Origin of the sequence: Bacillus cereus group sp. N21, assembly GCF_016483395.1 — a bacterium.
In the GTDB taxonomy this organism is placed as follows: Bacteria; Bacillota; Bacilli; order Bacillales; family Bacillaceae_G; genus Bacillus_A; species Bacillus_A pseudomycoides.
On sequence record NZ_JAEHBX010000033.1, the window covers coordinates 44,121 to 58,739 of the forward strand.

Genomic DNA, 14,619 nt, shown 5'->3' on the forward strand with positions numbered 1-14,619 from the left:
TTGAGGATAGGAACTAGAATTAGATAGCGATTGCTATGATATCATTTGGGCAAACACGTAAAATACCTGTAAATGTGTTGACATTTGTTGCTTGATTTTTATTACCATCTTTATTATCAGTAGCTATAGCAGAGAAAAGAGCAACACCGTTAGAAAACCCTTCAAAAATAACATTTCTGAAAGTAACGTCGCCTCTAATAGTTAAAAGAGAAATTTCTGTTCCGATTGCAATGTGTCTAAGGACATTACATACATGGTGTTTTTCTCTTTCTCTTTCTCTTTCTCTTTCTCTTTCTCTTTCTCTGTCTCTTTCTCTTTCTCTTTCACGATCACGATCACAGCAATGACCACGATGACATTCTCTAAAATCGTCACGACATCCAAAAGATCCAAACATAATTCTCATCACCCCCTTCACACTTATAATGTATGTAAGTTGTATATGTAGTGACTGGACAGAGCGTGGAATTTTTACTGGGATATTTTCTTATTTTAAATAACTAGATGGGTATTTGTTACTTAATGGTATTTGGATAAGGATAAATGACAGGGGGAGGGAGATCGAAACTTTTATTATTGTTTTTTTTCTTTATTCAAGGATCTGAAATTCACGGGTAGTTTTTCCTTATTTATCCCGCTATTTGAGGGCAGTAAGACCCCCACTGGTTATGATCATCTTTGAATCAATAAAAATCTTTAGGTGAGTCTTACTATCCACGCATAACTGGATACATAGAAAAGGATACCTTTATTTATAACGAGGTATCCTTTACACTTTTTTACTTTTATATAAAACGATTGCATATACGGGAAGAGCCAACAGTAATGGTACGATAGACTGTGAGATATGTAATCCTTCTTCTAACTGGAGTGCTTTTTCTTTTGGGAATTGTAGCATTGTAATATTTGTGGCATCTCCAATAAAGTATAGAAGCAGTACAGTTACGGCATAGCTTAAAAATGCAATAAAGCTTCCATATGAATTCAATGAAAATCCCTCTCTTGTTATCTATTTGTTACTATTGTATCATAATTGTAACAAAAATACATCCTTTATATTTCATTGTATAACAAAATTCGACAAAATACTGTGATTTTAAAGGGGATAGAGAAATAAACTACTGTTCATATATGTTGGAATATTACAAAGAAATAACATAAAAAAACGAAGAGAGATACCCTTCGTTTTTTTATGTTATTGTGGGGCTGTTTACTTTGCCCATTCCGTTACTTGTTCGACATTCATACGTGGTGCTGGATGTCCTTTTAATGTAGATTCACCAATTGTAATTAGCATGATAGGTACATAACGAGAAGAAACATTAAATTCTTCCATTAGTGCTTGTGGGTTAAATCCACCGATTGCACAAGTGTCCCAGCCAGTTGCCTTAGCTGCAAGCATAAGTTGCATTGCGGCTAAGGATGCATTAGAGAAAGCTGCATCTCGTGGATATTGTTCACGCTTATATGCAGATTCAATATTTTGTGCCAAACGTTCTTTAGCTTCTTCTTTCATAAATCCTTGCTCTACGATAGGTCCATATACAGAATCGATGTTTTTATTTGCTTCTAGATCACCTAAAATAGCGACTACTGCAGAAGCATCAAGAATTTGTTGTTGATTATAAGCGATTGGATGTAAACGGCTTTGTACATCTTTACCTTGGAAAACAAGAAACTTCCAATGTTGTAAGTTCCAAGCTGATGGTGCTTGACCAGCTGCTTTCAAAATTTCTTGTAATTCCTCTTTTGAAATTTCTTTTTCAGAATTGAATGCACGATTAGATGTTCGTTCATATAGAACAGTAAAGAAATCCTGCTGTGTCATAATATGCCTCCTAAGTTTTATGTGGATTTATAAAAAAATACCATATGTAACAATTTTGTACTTACATTTTGTAAGTTATCACTGTAAAAGAATATAATATCTTTATTTTAATTGTCAAGTTGTTGAGAATAGAAGAAAAAGGGGACATTCGTACAATCGCTGTCATTCATGTAGTCATACAATAAAAAGATGATTCGCAGATCAAGAAGAAATATGTAAAGTGAAGCTCCTGTCAGTGGGAGAGTTCTTTGTTCCTGCTGATGCTCAGCCCTCACCAATCGAGTTCTTTTGATAACGGCCCCTTATAGAAAAGGAAAGTGAAGAATTCAGTAGAACAGGATATATGAAGTGAGTGAAGACCAGTGGTGAACATACTACATTTTTTATTAGAGAATACGGTTTTTCAAAATGTATTACAGGATCTCCATGTAAATGTACTTTATATAGAAGAAGGATGTAATCACCAGTATACGATTGATGATATACATCCAAAATGTATGTTTATAGCAAATAGTTTTGAAGAAGGGGAAATGTTATTTGAAAAAGTGCGACCACAAATTGTGATCATTTATGTGTCGAATGGTGCACAAGTAGAGTGTATAAAACACATATATAATTCGAGGAGTTCTTTTATTGTTATCTGGGATCAGCCGGTGACTTCAAAATTTGTAGAGTTGCTTACAATAGGAGTACGAAATATTGTTATAGCTCCTGTTACACCACAGGTTGTGCTGGAAGAGGTAAACAAAAGTCTCTATCAATTATCACTATTGCAACAAGTGACTATTCAACAAGAGCTTCTTCAAATGATGTTTGATTTTCAAAATGATTTATTATTCATTGTAGAAGATGATGAGATCGTCGACTGTAATACGAACTTTTTGAGTTTTTTTGGATATGAAAATTTATTTTCATATCATGAGAATCATATGGTATTTGCGGAACATTTTATTCAAGAACATGGATATTACGCAACAAATCACGATATAACTTGGCTTGATGATTCTTTAGCGCAAGCGAGAAAAATAAAAATGTATAGTCATGAAGGCGAAGCGTTTGTTTTTTTATTACGTGCTACACCTGTACCGGAAGATTTGTCTAGGTTTATTGTTAAGTGTACAGATATTACGGAATTAGATGAATTATATCAAGAGCAAGAACAGCTTGCTGCAATTGATTCTTTAACAGAAATATACAACCGTTTGAAGTTTCAACAATTATTAGAAGAAAAATGGAAAAGTGAGAAACGAGTAAATCAAACGATGGCGCTTATTCTTTTTGATATAGACGATTTTAAAAAAGTGAACGACACATATGGACATGATTTTGGTGATTTAGCATTAATTCAGTTAGCCGAACTGATGAAATCTAAAATAGCATCCCAACATATTTTCGCGCGGTGGGGTGGAGAGAAATTTATTATATTAGTAATAAATACAACGGAAAAAGAGGCTTTCCAAGTTGCTGAATCGCTACGTTTTTTTATTGAAACGAAACAATTCTCTAGCATTTCAAAATTAACCGCAAGTTTTGGAGTTGCTTTATATGAGCAAGGAATGACAAAAGAAGAATTGATACAGCGAGCAGATATTGCTTTATATGAAGCGAAAAAAAATGGCAAAAACCAAGTACGTTTATATAGAAAAGAAAAAATGTGATTTTTTCGCAACAAAGTGTTGCGATTTTTTTCTGTTACCCGATAATAGAAAGAGGGGCCATTTATAAGAAAGTAACTGCGGAGGTTTTTGAATGATAAAAAAATTGATTATTATGGTCTTGATTTGCTTTATAGTATGTGGAAGTGTATATTATTTTTTTTATATACCCAAGAAGCAAGAAGCATTAACTTGGAAGGCAACTCCTTCTGTCGAGTCTGAGTTACAGGATAATTTAGAAGGAAAAAAGGAACCGCCAATTGATTATGCTAGTGTGGCACAAAAGTTAGATCAATATTTAAAAGATAAAGATTTTAATGGAACGGTTCTTGTCACAGATAAAGATCGTGTTGTGCTGAATAAAGGGTATGGATATGCAGATGTTCAAAGTGAAATTGAAAATACACCACAAACAAAATATCGCATTGGTTCCATTACTAAGACAGTTGTGGCAACATCGATTTTACAGTTGCAAGAGCAGGGAAAGTTAAATATTCAGGACAATGTAAATAAATATATACCTTTATTTCCAGCAGATAAAAATATCACATTATACCATCTTCTAACACATACTTCTGGTTTACCAGAGAAGGGAAAGGGAAAAGTGAATGCTGCATCACGTTTGAATTTGGTTACTTGGATTGGAAAGCAGCAAGTAGCTTTTCCGCCAGGAACTGGTTGGAAATACAGTGACTATAATTATATGGTGCTTGCTTATATTATAGAAAATATATCTAAAAAGCCTTTAGGAGAATATGTAAAGGAAAATATATTTGCACGAGCGGACATGCATGAATCAGGTATGGGAAATATGGTGCCAGGAGAGCAACATTTCACGCAAGGGTACAAAAAGAAAGACAATGTACTTGTACCAGCACCAAAATTAGCAATGAACTGGCTATATGGCTGTGGTGAGATGTATACTACAGTTGGGGATATGAAGAAGTTAGATGAAGCAATTATAAATGGAAAACTTCTTTCAGAGAAAAGTATACAAGTGATGTTTACACCATCATCCGAAAAGAAATATGCATTTAGTTTCTATATATATCCCGATTATTTTCATAACCATGGTGTAGTTGCTGGGTGGAATACATTTAATAACTTTAATAAAGATAAGGGAACGTTTGTTGTTTTATTTTCAAATGTGCAAAATGGCATAAATGATGATTTTAATAAGGAATTTCGGAAGATGGTCAGCGACTTATTAGAACAAAGGGGATGAGTAGATGAAACAAGTAATTTCATCAATTGGTTTTATCGGTACAGGTGTTATGGGGAAAAGTATGGTACATCATTTATTACAAGGTGGTTATACAGTATATGTGTATAACCGTACGAAAGAAAAAGCAACTTCCTTATTAAAAGAAGGGGCACATTGGTGTGATTCACCAAAAGAATTGGTGGAGAATGTAGATGTTGTTATGACGATGGTAGGATATCCGCATGATGTAGAAGAAATCTATTTTGGAACAGAGGGAATTCTGGAACATGCAAATGAAGGGACAATTGCAATTGATTTTACAACCTCTACACCGACGTTAGCAAAACGTATATATGAAGCTGGAAAGAAAAAGAGTGTACATACGCTAGATGCTCCGGTATCAGGAGGGGATATTGGAGCAAAAGAAGGCAGACTTGCTATTATGATTGGTGGAGAGCAAGAAGTATATGAAGTATGTCTCCCTTTGTTTGAAAAACTAGGAGAGAACGTTCAGTTACAAGGGCCAGCGGGAAGTGGACAGCATACAAAGATGTGTAATCAAATTGCAATTGCATCGAATATGATAGGTGTTTGTGAAGCGGTAGCGTATGCAAAGAAAGCAGGTTTAGATCCAGAGAAAGTACTACAAAGTATTTCAACTGGAGCAGCTGGTAGTTGGTCATTAAGTAATTTAGCTCCACGTATGTTAAAAGAGGACTTTGCACCAGGATTTTATGTGAAACATTTTATGAAGGATATAAAAATTGCGTTAGATGAAGCTGAAAAGTTAAAGTTACCTGTACCTGGATTAGCTCTAGCAAAAGAGCTATATGATGAATTAATAGAAGAGGGAGAAGAGGATAGTGGCACACAGGTGTTGTATAAGAAATATATAAGGGGGTAATGTGATGAATTTAGAAAAGTTTGACGGGATGATTGATGCTGTACAGCGTGCGACTTGTATGCCAATCAATGATAAGCAACAAGCAGCATTTAAACAAAAGTATGATTTTGAGCCAACATTTGAATATGGACGTGATGAAAGCGGCCATTACGTGATTCGAACATCAAAGAAGATGTTAGAAGAAATGGAATTTTATTTAGCTTTAAAGTATGATCGGGAAGGTATTGACCTTTATATGCATGCTGAAATTGATGGAGTATGTTATGTATCTGTTAGCTACGGAGAAGATGCTCTTCACTTACAAGAACTATTTCAGTTTTTGGAAGATAATAAATAAAAAGTCCTCGTTTGAGGACTTTTTATTTTGTTTAATATATTTTTTAGGAAAATTGGAAGCTAATTTTGATAAAGGCAGGTTGTATTAAGGTAGATGTATTGTGAGGATATAAAAATGTGAGATACAATGTAATGGGATTATAAGCTAGAAGCACGACGAGAGCGTTCGATTGGAAATGGAATGATTTTGGCCATATGATTGCGACTAAATTGCTTTGTACGAGCGTGACGTAATATATATAATGCAAAGAGAATAGCGATAGGTATAGCACCGTACAAACCAAAAAGTAAAGCGCTTACAGAAGATGCGACAAAACCTAACATACCGATTTCTAATTCCTCCATAATTGCCCCGAGAATAGCAGGAATAGCTCCACAAGTAACCCCAAGTATAAGTGCTATAATTAAATTCATGTTCTTCCTCCTCTTTTTGCGGTTTTCTGTTCAATTCATTTTCTATTATTTGTATTATATCATAATTTAAACAGAATTTTCAGAAAAAGTTCAAAAAATGTTCAAAATTTATTGAGAAACATACTTGATAAAATGAAAAATATCATGAGGAACCATTCCCCCTTGATGATGAATCCTCATCCATCAGGAGATATTGCAAGGCGAGAGAAAATAAAAAAGCAGGCTTATTTCATATTTGTGAAATAAGCCTGTTCCATAGGTGGATGTATATATGTAGAGTAAATAAAAGGAAGGAAAAGGGGATCCAATCCCTTTTATTCAACTAACTACCTTAATAAATAGGAACCCAGTCTTCTGTTGTAACGAAAATACGAATAGCTACAACTTGGCGATCATCTTGTAATGTGAAATAATGTCTTGCGTTTTCAGGTACAGAAATTAGATCACCAGGCTCAAGTTCAACATCGAAGAAGCGACCATCCTTGCCTTGGATAGCAAAGATACCATGCCCACTGACGATAAAGCGAACTGCATCATCAGTATGATGATGCTCTTGTTTAAAGTTAATTAATAACTCATCGAGGTTAGGTATTGCATTTGAAAGGGAAATAACATCATGTGCTTTATAACCTCGACGTTCTGAAACATCGGTGATTTCATTGGAAAATACTGTTAAAATTTCTTTTTTGTTTTCATCAGTTAAGGAGTAGTTTTCTTTTAAATGAGTAGGAAGTTTTGAAATATCCCATTTTTCATATAAAACGCCTTCTCCATGTAAAAATTGCTTTACTTCCTGTTCATTTTCAATATGGGTATTTATTTCATGAATACGAATTTGCGCCATGTGAAACGCCTCCTTGAATTGATAATAGTTTTATATGAAATTGGAATAAAAACTCATATGCTTCTAATCTTTTCTTTGCATCAAAGCTATCTTTTCCCCAAACGGTAATGCCATGGTTGCGAATCAATATAGCTCCAGCATCATCATGAATATGTTTTCGGAAATCTTCTCCTAACGTTGGAATATGAGCGTGATTTTCAATAATTGGAATTTTGATAGTGGCTCCTTCTTCCCATATATTAAGAGCTTTAATGATTTCTTGATTAGAAAATGAGATTTCTTTGTCGTATACGTTTGTAATTACATTGTTATCAATTGTATGGACATGTAAGACACATTCAGCTTCTGTATGATTATAAATATGAGTGTGTAGCAATGTTTCTGCTGAAGGGCGTAAATCGGTTTCTAAAACAGCCTTTCCAGTTTGATCAACTAATAGAAAATCATCAGGTGTTGTTTTCGTTTTATCTCTTCCGCTTGCTGTAATAAGAAAGGTCATTGGAGTGTTACTCACTTTTATTGAAATGTTTCCACTTGTAGCAGGAAACCAGTTGCGATCCGTTAATTCTTTCTTTAATTTACTCAATTCTTCCCATTGATGAAAAAGTTGTCTCATTTTATCACCTCCAACAATTGCTGAACTTCTGTCTGTATGTCATAAAACGTTTCAAATGCTGTATAGGAAATTTGATGTTCTTGGCATTTTGTAATGAGAAAATCACGAGCGAATACTTTATCAGCCAGTTTTGCTGCTTGTAAATCTGTAATCGAATCTCCAATTACAATGTTAAAATCACCGTTTGAACTTAATTGCTGAATTAGCGTTGATTTGCAAAGACCGCAGTTGTTTTTACAATGTTCATCGCAAGGGTGAGGCCAGTTTACTTTAATTGTTTCCCCTGAAAAATCAGTCGTATTGCAATAAATATGGTCTGGGCTGATTAGTCCTTTGAGAAGAGGATAGACGAAAAAATCCATTCCTCCTGATATAATATGAAGTGAAATCTGATTTGTTTGGACAAACTGTGCAAACTCTTGGAATCCAGCCCGAATCACCGCTGTTTCTTTTATAAAAGTAGTGATGTCATCTTGTAAACTTGTAGGTAAAAGAGAAAACAATTCCCCTACACCTTCTTGAATAGAAAGTTCTTGTGATAGAATTTTTTGTTTAATCGTTTTGGCTTCTGGTGGAGCGAATTTTTCCATAATCGCAACGATATTATCATTGTTCGTAATCGTACCATCGAAGTCACAAAAAATTTGAAGACTCATAGTTTCACCCCACGTGATGGATTCCCCCATAATTGCAGTGCAGCATGTAAATCAGTGTTATCTACTTCATGCAATGGTGTTCTTTGCAAAGTGGCATCAATTGCTGCTCGAAATGCTTTTCCACCGCCTTGCGCTCCAGCTGGGTGACCATGAATACCACCACCTGCGTTAATGACAACATCCTTGCCAAAATTACGAAAGATAAACGGAACAAAACCAGGGTGAATACCAGCTGATGGAACAGGAAAGCTTCGTTTTAAAGATTGATCTTTTTCAGTTAGTTTACTTGTAATAAGAAGAGCTTCTTTTTTTTCTAATGCAACACTGCCGTATGGTGATGGAAATAAAGAGAAATCTGCACCAGCTGTGGCGGCACGTTTTGCATTTTCTTTAAGATCATATGTACGTCCTGTTAAATTCACTGCATATAAAGTCTTATGACCATATGTTTCGTATACAGACTGTAACACTTCTTTTCCAGAATGAATTCGTTTTGTGAGCGGTGTTAATGGATTTTCAAACAAAATTTCATCATCTTTTACAATATCTACACCACCAATTGCTTGATCACGGAGCTGTGTTTTTAAATATCCTATATTGCGTCCAAGCATTCCTTTGAAAATGCTCATCAGAAGTGGACGGTCGTGAATTTGTAAGAGATTTCGAATGCCCTCAATGCCAAATTTAGGGCCAGGGAAATGTTCTTTTAAGTCATCTGAAAATGTTAAATCAATCAGTTTAACTTCGCCATCTAGTGATAATTTTCCAAATGTTGTTGTCAAAATAGCTGGTAAATCAGGGCTGAAATTTAGTGATGGATAATGAATTTTAATGAGTCCACGTGTCGCTTTTTTTCCGAGATACGTATTTACATGCTCTTGTTCTTCTAATTGTTCTACATGAATGACATTGCCTTTATGTTGTTTTAATTGTTTTTGTAATAAGTGTGGTAAATGAGTCCATGAACCAATTGTTAAACCGTGAGCAATTTGTTCTGCTTTTTGGTTTAAATTATGAGAATCATCATGGATTAAATAGGTTGCTGTTATTCCACTCATTTTTATAACCTCCTAGTTAAATAAAAAAACCTCTCAGCTAAGGAGAGGTTTTTTTACAACCAGCTCCTTATCTGTCAGCGTAATGCTGCGAGAATTAGCACCGTGCCTACAATTGTAGATCGGTTGCCGGGTTTCGTCGGGCTCGTCCCTCCACCTGCTCTTGATAAGGAGTATTTAGAAATGTTTGAATTTTTACGATATCTGAATTTTGACAGAGTTTTTTTAGAATGTCAATGGTTTTTTGAAAATTTTTAATTTCTGGATTCGTTGAACAGCTTCTTGTAGTCGCTCTTCTGTATGTAATAATCCAATACGAACGTAGCCTTCGCCATGTTTGCCGAACCCGACTCCAGGTGCAACTGCTACATGTGCTTGTTCTAGTAATACATCGGCAAACTGTTCAGATGAAAAACCATGGGGAACGGGAAGCCAAGCGAAAAAAGAGCCTTTTGGTGCGACTACATTCCAGCCGATTGATTGACAAGCTGAAATAAGGGCATTTCTTCTAGATTCATAGCGATCAACTAGTTCAGTTACACAAGATTGTGAACTTAATAGTGCCTCACGAGCAGCCTCTTGTACAGCGCCAAAAATGCTGACATACATATGATCTTGCAATAAATTGATTGTTTCAATTACACTTTCGTTACCGATAGCAAAGGCGATGCGCCAACCAGCCATATTAAATGTTTTTGATAATGTATAAATTTCAATGCCAACATCTTTCGCGCCATTTGCTTGTAAGAAGCTAGTTGGCTTGTTACCATCAAAACCAATTGCTCCATAAGCAAAGTCATGAACCACTAAAATATCATTTTCATTTGCAAATGTAATTGTTTCCTCAAAGAACTCTTTTGATGCGACAGCACCAGTTGGATTGTTAGGATAATTTAAAAACATCAATTTCGCTTGTTTGGCAATAGTATCATCGATTTTAGTGTAATCTGGTAAGAAATCATTTTCTGCTAATAACGGCATCGTTTCAAATTTTGCTTTTGCTAAAGCGACACCTGATAAATAGTCAGGATATCCTGGATCGGGTACAAGAATTGGATCGCCAGGATTTGTAAAACAAATCGGTAATTCAACCAGCCCTGCTTTTCCGCCAAATAAAACAGCAACTTCTGTTTTAGGGTTTACTTTGACTCCATATTCACGTTCATAGAACGTTGCAACGGCTGTTTTTAAGCTTTCATGTCCGCGAAATGGCGGATATTTATGATGAATTGCTTTTTCTGCTGCACGTTGTAAAGCTGTTACGATATGCGGCGGTGTTGGTTGATCTGGATTGCCTTGCCCTAGATTGATAACATCGTGACCTGCTTCAACCACTTTGTTAACTTTTGCAACAAGTGAAGCGAAAAACTGTGTTGGTAAGGATGTTACAATCTCGGAAGGTTGAAAATGTTTCATACTTTCCACCTCTTTTGAAAGTTGTTACAATTCTAGTGACAAATGATATAACCTTTCCAAGTTTTTGTAAAGAAAAAATAATTGAAAATGGGGCGGATAAAATGAAAGTCGCATGTATTCAAATGGATATTGCTTTTGGTGATGTGAACACAAATATTGAAAATGCAAAGAAAAAAATAGGAGAAGCAATGCAAAGAAAACCAGACGTTATTGTATTACCAGAACTTTGGACGACTGGTTATGATTTAAAACGACTTCCTGAAATTGCAGATGAAGGAGGAATACAAACGAAAGAACTTCTATCAGAATGGGCGAAGCAATTTGCGGTGAATATTGTTGGGGGTTCTGTTGCAAAGCAAACAAAACAAGGTGTTACGAATACGATGTATGTTGTGAATCGCGAAGGTGAAGTGCAAAATGAATATAGTAAAGTACATTTGTTCCAGTTAATGGACGAACATAAGTATTTAATAGCTGGTGATGGAACCGGTGAGTTCACGTTAGATGATGTGCAGTGCGGGGGGACAATTTGTTACGATATTCGTTTTCCAGAATGGATGCGTGTTCATACTGTAAGAGGGGCAAATGTATTATTCGTTGTAGCAGAATGGCCGCTTGTTCGCTTAGCCCATTGGCGTTTACTTCTTCAAGCGAGAGCGGTAGAAAATCAATGTTATGTGGTTGCATGTAATAGAGCAGGAGAGGATCCGGATAATATGTTTGCTGGACATTCTCTTATTGTTGATCCATGGGGAGAAATTGTAGTAGAAGCAGGAGAAGAAGAATCTATTTTACATGGGAAGCTAAATTTAGAAAAAGTTAAGGAAGTACGTAAGGGAATTCCTGTCTTTACTGATCGACGTCCAGAATTATATAAATAAAAAATATTGACAAATGATTTTTATTCTTGTTATAGTCTGTAGCAGAAAGTTAAAAATTCAAATAAATCATGCAACTCTTATCAAGAGCAGGTGGAGGGATTTGGCCCGATGAAACCCAGCAACCGACCGTAATACCATTGTGAGATGGGGCGTTTATGCGCCAAAAAGGCACGGTGCTAATTCCAGCAGAAAGGATAGCTTTCTGACAGATAAGAGGGGAGAAGCTGAACTTCAAACCTCTTTCTTCATGGAAAGAGGTTTTTCTTATGATGAAAAACCTCTGAATTAAAAAAGGGGGATAAGAAAATGGGATATCGTTCATTAACAGAAGAAACAGCAGTTCAATATGTAAAAGAGCATGGATACTTTGAGAAAAAGGCAAAGGTAACTTGTCATGAAATAGGAGATGGAAATTTAAATTATGTATTTAGGCTCCATGATGGAGAACGCGGTATTATCGTAAAACAGGCTCTTCCATATGCAAAAGTCGTTGGAGAAAGCTGGCCACTTTCGTTAAGTAGAGCCACAATTGAAAGTCAAGCATTACAAGTTTTTGCAAAATATGTACCAGAATACGTTCCGAAAGTATATGGTCATGATGAAGAGTTAGCTGTGACAGTAATGGAAGATTTGTCAACTCTTACAATTACTCGTAAAGGATTGAGTGAAGGGGAAGACTATCCGCTTTTATCTCAGCATATTGGACGTTTTTTAGCACATGTTTTGTTCTATACGTCAGATTTTGGCCTACCAGCAGAAGAGAAAAGGGTGTTAGACGGAAAGTTTGTAAATCCTGATCTTTGTAAAATTACAGAAGATCTTGTGTTCACAGATCCGTTTGGAAACTATGAAACAAACGATTATGAGAAAGAATTGCAACCTGTCTTAGATGAACTTTGGTGTGATAAGAAATTAAAATTACAGGTAGCGCAGTATAAATATAAATTTTTAACTAGAAAAGAAGCGTTAATTCATGGTGATTTACATACAGGTAGTATTTTTTCATCACCTTCTGAAACGAAGGTGATTGATCCGGAGTTTGCAACATTTGGACCGCTTGGATTTGACCTTGGTCAATTTATTGCAAATTTATTGTTGAATGCACTATCAAGAGAAGACCAGAAACGAAATATTTTATTCTATCATATTGAAAAAACATGGAGTAATTTTGTAGAAGTATTTACAAAGCTATGGGTACTAGAAGGGGTAGAACCATATACAAAGGAGAAACGATGGCTTGCGATTGTACTACAAAATATTTTTGCTGATGCAGTTGGATTTGCTGGCTGTGAAATCATTCGTCGAACAATTGGATTAGCGCATGTAGTAGATTTAGATGGAATTAAGGATAAGAATAGAAGAATTCAAGCTAAAAAGCATGCATTATATTTAGGTCGAGAGTTATTATTACATGAAACGACAGGTGCGAATGCTAGATTGTTCGAAACGTTATTTCAAGATAGTGTTTTGGGAGGGGTAAAAGCATGAACACAACAGTTGCCGTTCCGCGTTCTATAAGTTGGAAAGGAGATTCTATTGCATTATTAAATCAAACGCGGTTACCGCATGTTGTAGAATATAAAACGTTGAACACTATTGAAGATGTGTGGAAAAGTATTGTTATGTTAGAAGTGCGCGGGGCACCTGCAATTGGTATTACAGTTGCTTTTGGATTAGCACTTGCAGTAAAAAAATATAATGTTACGAATATCACTGAATTTGAAAAAAAGTTTAAAAGTGATTGTAATTATTTAGCAACTTCACGTCCGACAGCTGTTAATTTATTTTGGGCAATTGATCGCATGTCAGCTTCTATTAAGCAAGCAACAACAATAAAAGAAGCAAGAAAAATATTAGAAGAGGAAGCACTTAAAATTCAGCAAGAAGATGAAAATATATGTCGTAGTATTGGAGAGCATGCTTTAACTAGGTTTAAAGATGGTGACCATATTTTAACGATTTGTAACGCCGGAAGTATTGCTACTGCTCGTTATGGAACAGCGCTAGCTCCATTTTATATTGGAAAAGAGCGTGGGGTGAATTTACGAGCTTATGCATGTGAAACAAGACCTGTTTTGCAAGGAGCACGTCTTACTACATGGGAATTGCAACAAGCTGGTGTTGATGTAACGCTCATTACGGACAATATGGCGGCACATGCTATTCGAACAAAAAATATTTCTGTTATTATTGTAGGAGCAGATCGAATTGTCGCAAATGGTGATACAGCAAATAAAATAGGAACCTTGAATTTAGCTATACTAGCAAAATATTTTCATATTCCTTTCTACGTTGCTGCTCCACTTTCTACATTTGATATTACGAAAAAAACTGGTGCTGAAATTGTAATTGAAGAACGAGATGAGACTGAAGTTACAAAGATTTTTGGAAAACAAATTTCTCCCGAGGGAGTCGGTGTTTATAATCCTGCATTTGATGTAACTCCTCATGATCTAATTACTGGAATTATTACTGAAAAAGGAATTCTACAAGGAGATTATGCCGTAGAGATTGCTTCATTATTTGAGAAAACAAGCTATATAAATACGCATTGAAAGACCGACATAAAGCCATTCCTTTTAGGTGGAAGAGAGCATCCGCCTATGGGTAGGGCGGTCAATGCCTTTTTTAGCCCCATGCCATATGAAAATAGAAGGAGAAAATGAGTGGAGAACTTCTTTTATTTTCATAACTGCGACTTATATGTCGGAAAATTAAAAGGGATATATATAATGAACTGTACCCTATAAAATGGACAGTTTAATAAAAAGACCTTTAAAAATTAGGCACTTAAAAGATGGTTCCGGTAT

The 14,619-nt window shown here is 35.5% G+C and carries 16 protein-coding genes and 2 riboswitches; of the genes, 7 read left to right on the plus strand and 9 right to left on the minus strand.

Going from position 1 to position 14,619, the window contains the following annotated elements; translation table 11 throughout:
• Positions 1 to 19: 19 nt before the first annotated feature.
• The 3 genes from JDS96_RS18275 to JDS96_RS18285 form a co-directional block, all read right to left on the minus strand.
• Complete coding sequence (locus JDS96_RS18275) at positions 20 to 397, minus strand: DUF3915 family protein (protein WP_199667628.1); 378 nt, start codon at positions 395 to 397, stop codon at positions 20 to 22.
• A gap of 372 nt (positions 398 to 769) precedes the next feature.
• On the minus strand, positions 770 to 988 hold the full coding sequence (locus JDS96_RS18280) for a hypothetical protein (RefSeq protein WP_003200003.1): 219 nt from the start codon (positions 986 to 988) through the stop codon (positions 770 to 772).
• Between the two features lie 222 nt (positions 989 to 1,210).
• Positions 1,211 to 1,828: a nitroreductase family protein gene (locus JDS96_RS18285; protein ID WP_003199861.1), complete on the minus strand. Its 618-nt coding sequence runs from the start codon at positions 1,826 to 1,828 to the stop codon at positions 1,211 to 1,213.
• A 365-nt stretch (positions 1,829 to 2,193) separates the two neighbouring features.
• Between JDS96_RS18285 and JDS96_RS18290 the strand changes: the two genes are divergently transcribed.
• The 4 genes from JDS96_RS18290 to JDS96_RS18305 all read left to right on the plus strand — a co-directional run bounded on the left by JDS96_RS18290 (position 2,194) and on the right by JDS96_RS18305 (position 5,928).
• A complete protein-coding gene (locus JDS96_RS18290; protein ID WP_142309957.1) occupies positions 2,194 to 3,486 on the plus strand; it encodes a GGDEF domain-containing protein in 1,293 nt (430 codons plus the stop codon).
• Positions 3,487 to 3,577: 91 nt separating this feature from the next.
• A complete protein-coding gene (locus JDS96_RS18295; protein ID WP_199667629.1) occupies positions 3,578 to 4,708 on the plus strand; it encodes a serine hydrolase domain-containing protein in 1,131 nt (376 codons plus the stop codon).
• A 4-nt stretch (positions 4,709 to 4,712) separates the two neighbouring features.
• A complete protein-coding gene (locus JDS96_RS18300) occupies positions 4,713 to 5,591 on the plus strand; it encodes an NAD(P)-dependent oxidoreductase (RefSeq protein ID WP_003199866.1) in 879 nt (292 codons plus the stop codon).
• Positions 5,592 to 5,595: 4 nt separating this feature from the next.
• Positions 5,596 to 5,928 (plus strand): DUF3909 family protein, encoded by a 333-nt coding sequence (locus tag JDS96_RS18305; protein ID WP_003199867.1) that lies wholly within the window; start codon positions 5,596 to 5,598, stop codon positions 5,926 to 5,928.
• Positions 5,929 to 6,065: 137 nt separating this feature from the next.
• Here the strand turns inward: JDS96_RS18305 and JDS96_RS18310 are convergent, their stop codons facing one another.
• The 6 genes from JDS96_RS18310 to JDS96_RS18335 all read right to left on the minus strand — a co-directional run bounded on the left by JDS96_RS18310 (position 6,066) and on the right by JDS96_RS18335 (position 10,928).
• Entirely contained in the window at positions 6,066 to 6,341 is a 276-nt protein-coding gene (locus tag JDS96_RS18310; protein ID WP_003199868.1) for a hypothetical protein, read from the minus strand.
• A 331-nt stretch (positions 6,342 to 6,672) separates the two neighbouring features.
• Positions 6,673 to 7,185 carry a cupin domain-containing protein gene (locus JDS96_RS18315; protein ID WP_199667630.1) on the minus strand — a complete coding sequence of 171 codons (513 nt, stop codon included), beginning with the start codon at positions 7,183 to 7,185 and terminating at the stop codon, positions 6,673 to 6,675.
• Positions 7,163 to 7,801, minus strand: a complete 639-nt coding sequence (locus JDS96_RS18320) for a methylthioribulose 1-phosphate dehydratase (protein WP_199667631.1) — start codon at positions 7,799 to 7,801, stop codon at positions 7,163 to 7,165. The genes JDS96_RS18315 and JDS96_RS18320 overlap by 23 nt, the downstream gene beginning before the upstream one ends.
• On the minus strand, positions 7,798 to 8,457 hold the full coding sequence (locus JDS96_RS18325) for a 2-hydroxy-3-keto-5-methylthiopentenyl-1-phosphate phosphatase (protein ID WP_098018788.1): 660 nt from the start codon (positions 8,455 to 8,457) through the stop codon (positions 7,798 to 7,800). The genes JDS96_RS18320 and JDS96_RS18325 overlap by 4 nt, the downstream gene beginning before the upstream one ends.
• Positions 8,454 to 9,515, minus strand: coding sequence for a RuBisCO large subunit C-terminal-like domain-containing protein (locus JDS96_RS18330; RefSeq protein ID WP_199667632.1), 1,062 nt, complete (start codon positions 9,513 to 9,515; stop codon positions 8,454 to 8,456). The genes JDS96_RS18325 and JDS96_RS18330 overlap by 4 nt, the downstream gene beginning before the upstream one ends.
• Positions 9,516 to 9,579: 64 nt before the next feature.
• A riboswitch (SAM riboswitch) is annotated at positions 9,580 to 9,685 on the minus strand.
• A 52-nt stretch (positions 9,686 to 9,737) separates the two neighbouring features.
• Positions 9,738 to 10,928 (minus strand): pyridoxal phosphate-dependent aminotransferase, encoded by a 1,191-nt coding sequence (locus tag JDS96_RS18335; protein WP_018780851.1) that lies wholly within the window; start codon positions 10,926 to 10,928, stop codon positions 9,738 to 9,740.
• A 14-nt stretch (positions 10,929 to 10,942) separates the two neighbouring features.
• Here JDS96_RS18335 and JDS96_RS18340 point away from each other — a divergent pair, with 14 nt between their 5' ends.
• From JDS96_RS18340 to mtnA, 3 genes are all read left to right on the plus strand, one after another.
• Positions 10,943 to 11,809, plus strand: a complete 867-nt coding sequence (locus tag JDS96_RS18340; protein WP_029426881.1) for a carbon-nitrogen family hydrolase — start codon at positions 10,943 to 10,945, stop codon at positions 11,807 to 11,809.
• 74 nt (positions 11,810 to 11,883) lie between these two features.
• Positions 11,884 to 12,025: riboswitch (SAM riboswitch) on the plus strand.
• A gap of 90 nt (positions 12,026 to 12,115) precedes the next feature.
• Positions 12,116 to 13,297 (plus strand): S-methyl-5-thioribose kinase, encoded by a 1,182-nt coding sequence (mtnK, locus tag JDS96_RS18345; RefSeq protein WP_199667633.1) that lies wholly within the window; start codon positions 12,116 to 12,118, stop codon positions 13,295 to 13,297.
• Positions 13,294 to 14,364: an S-methyl-5-thioribose-1-phosphate isomerase gene (gene mtnA, locus JDS96_RS18350; RefSeq protein WP_033799079.1), complete on the plus strand. Its 1,071-nt coding sequence runs from the start codon at positions 13,294 to 13,296 to the stop codon at positions 14,362 to 14,364. Before mtnK ends, mtnA begins: the two co-directional genes overlap by 4 nt.
• Positions 14,365 to 14,619: the final 255 nt, after the last annotated feature.

Excerpts from the sequence above, each read along its gene's own strand:
- JDS96_RS18325 (WP_098018788.1), bottom strand. The coding sequence starts at position 8,457 with ATGAGTCTTCAAATTTTTTGTGACTTCGATGGTACGATTACGAACAAT.
- JDS96_RS18310 (WP_003199868.1), bottom strand. The coding sequence starts at position 6,341 with ATGAATTTAATTATAGCACTTATACTTGGGGTTACTTGTGGAGCTATT.
- JDS96_RS18335 (WP_018780851.1), bottom strand. The coding sequence starts at position 10,928 with ATGAAACATTTTCAACCTTCCGAGATTGTAACATCCTTACCAACACAG.
- JDS96_RS18285 (WP_003199861.1), bottom strand. The coding sequence starts at position 1,828 with ATGACACAGCAGGATTTCTTTACTGTTCTATATGAACGAACATCTAAT.
- mtnA (WP_033799079.1), top strand. The coding sequence starts at position 13,294 with ATGAACACAACAGTTGCCGTTCCGCGTTCTATAAGTTGGAAAGGAGAT.
- JDS96_RS18320 (WP_199667631.1), bottom strand. The coding sequence starts at position 7,801 with ATGAGACAACTTTTTCATCAATGGGAAGAATTGAGTAAATTAAAGAAA.
- JDS96_RS18275 (WP_199667628.1), bottom strand. The coding sequence starts at position 397 with ATGTTTGGATCTTTTGGATGTCGTGACGATTTTAGAGAATGTCATCGT.
- JDS96_RS18315 (WP_199667630.1), bottom strand. The coding sequence starts at position 7,185 with ATGGCGCAAATTCGTATTCATGAAATAAATACCCATATTGAAAATGAA.
- JDS96_RS18300 (WP_003199866.1), top strand. The coding sequence starts at position 4,713 with ATGAAACAAGTAATTTCATCAATTGGTTTTATCGGTACAGGTGTTATG.
- JDS96_RS18330 (WP_199667632.1), bottom strand. The coding sequence starts at position 9,515 with ATGAGTGGAATAACAGCAACCTATTTAATCCATGATGATTCTCATAAT.
- JDS96_RS18305 (WP_003199867.1), top strand. The coding sequence starts at position 5,596 with ATGAATTTAGAAAAGTTTGACGGGATGATTGATGCTGTACAGCGTGCG.
- mtnK (WP_199667633.1), top strand. The coding sequence starts at position 12,116 with ATGGGATATCGTTCATTAACAGAAGAAACAGCAGTTCAATATGTAAAA.
- JDS96_RS18295 (WP_199667629.1), top strand. The coding sequence starts at position 3,578 with ATGATAAAAAAATTGATTATTATGGTCTTGATTTGCTTTATAGTATGT.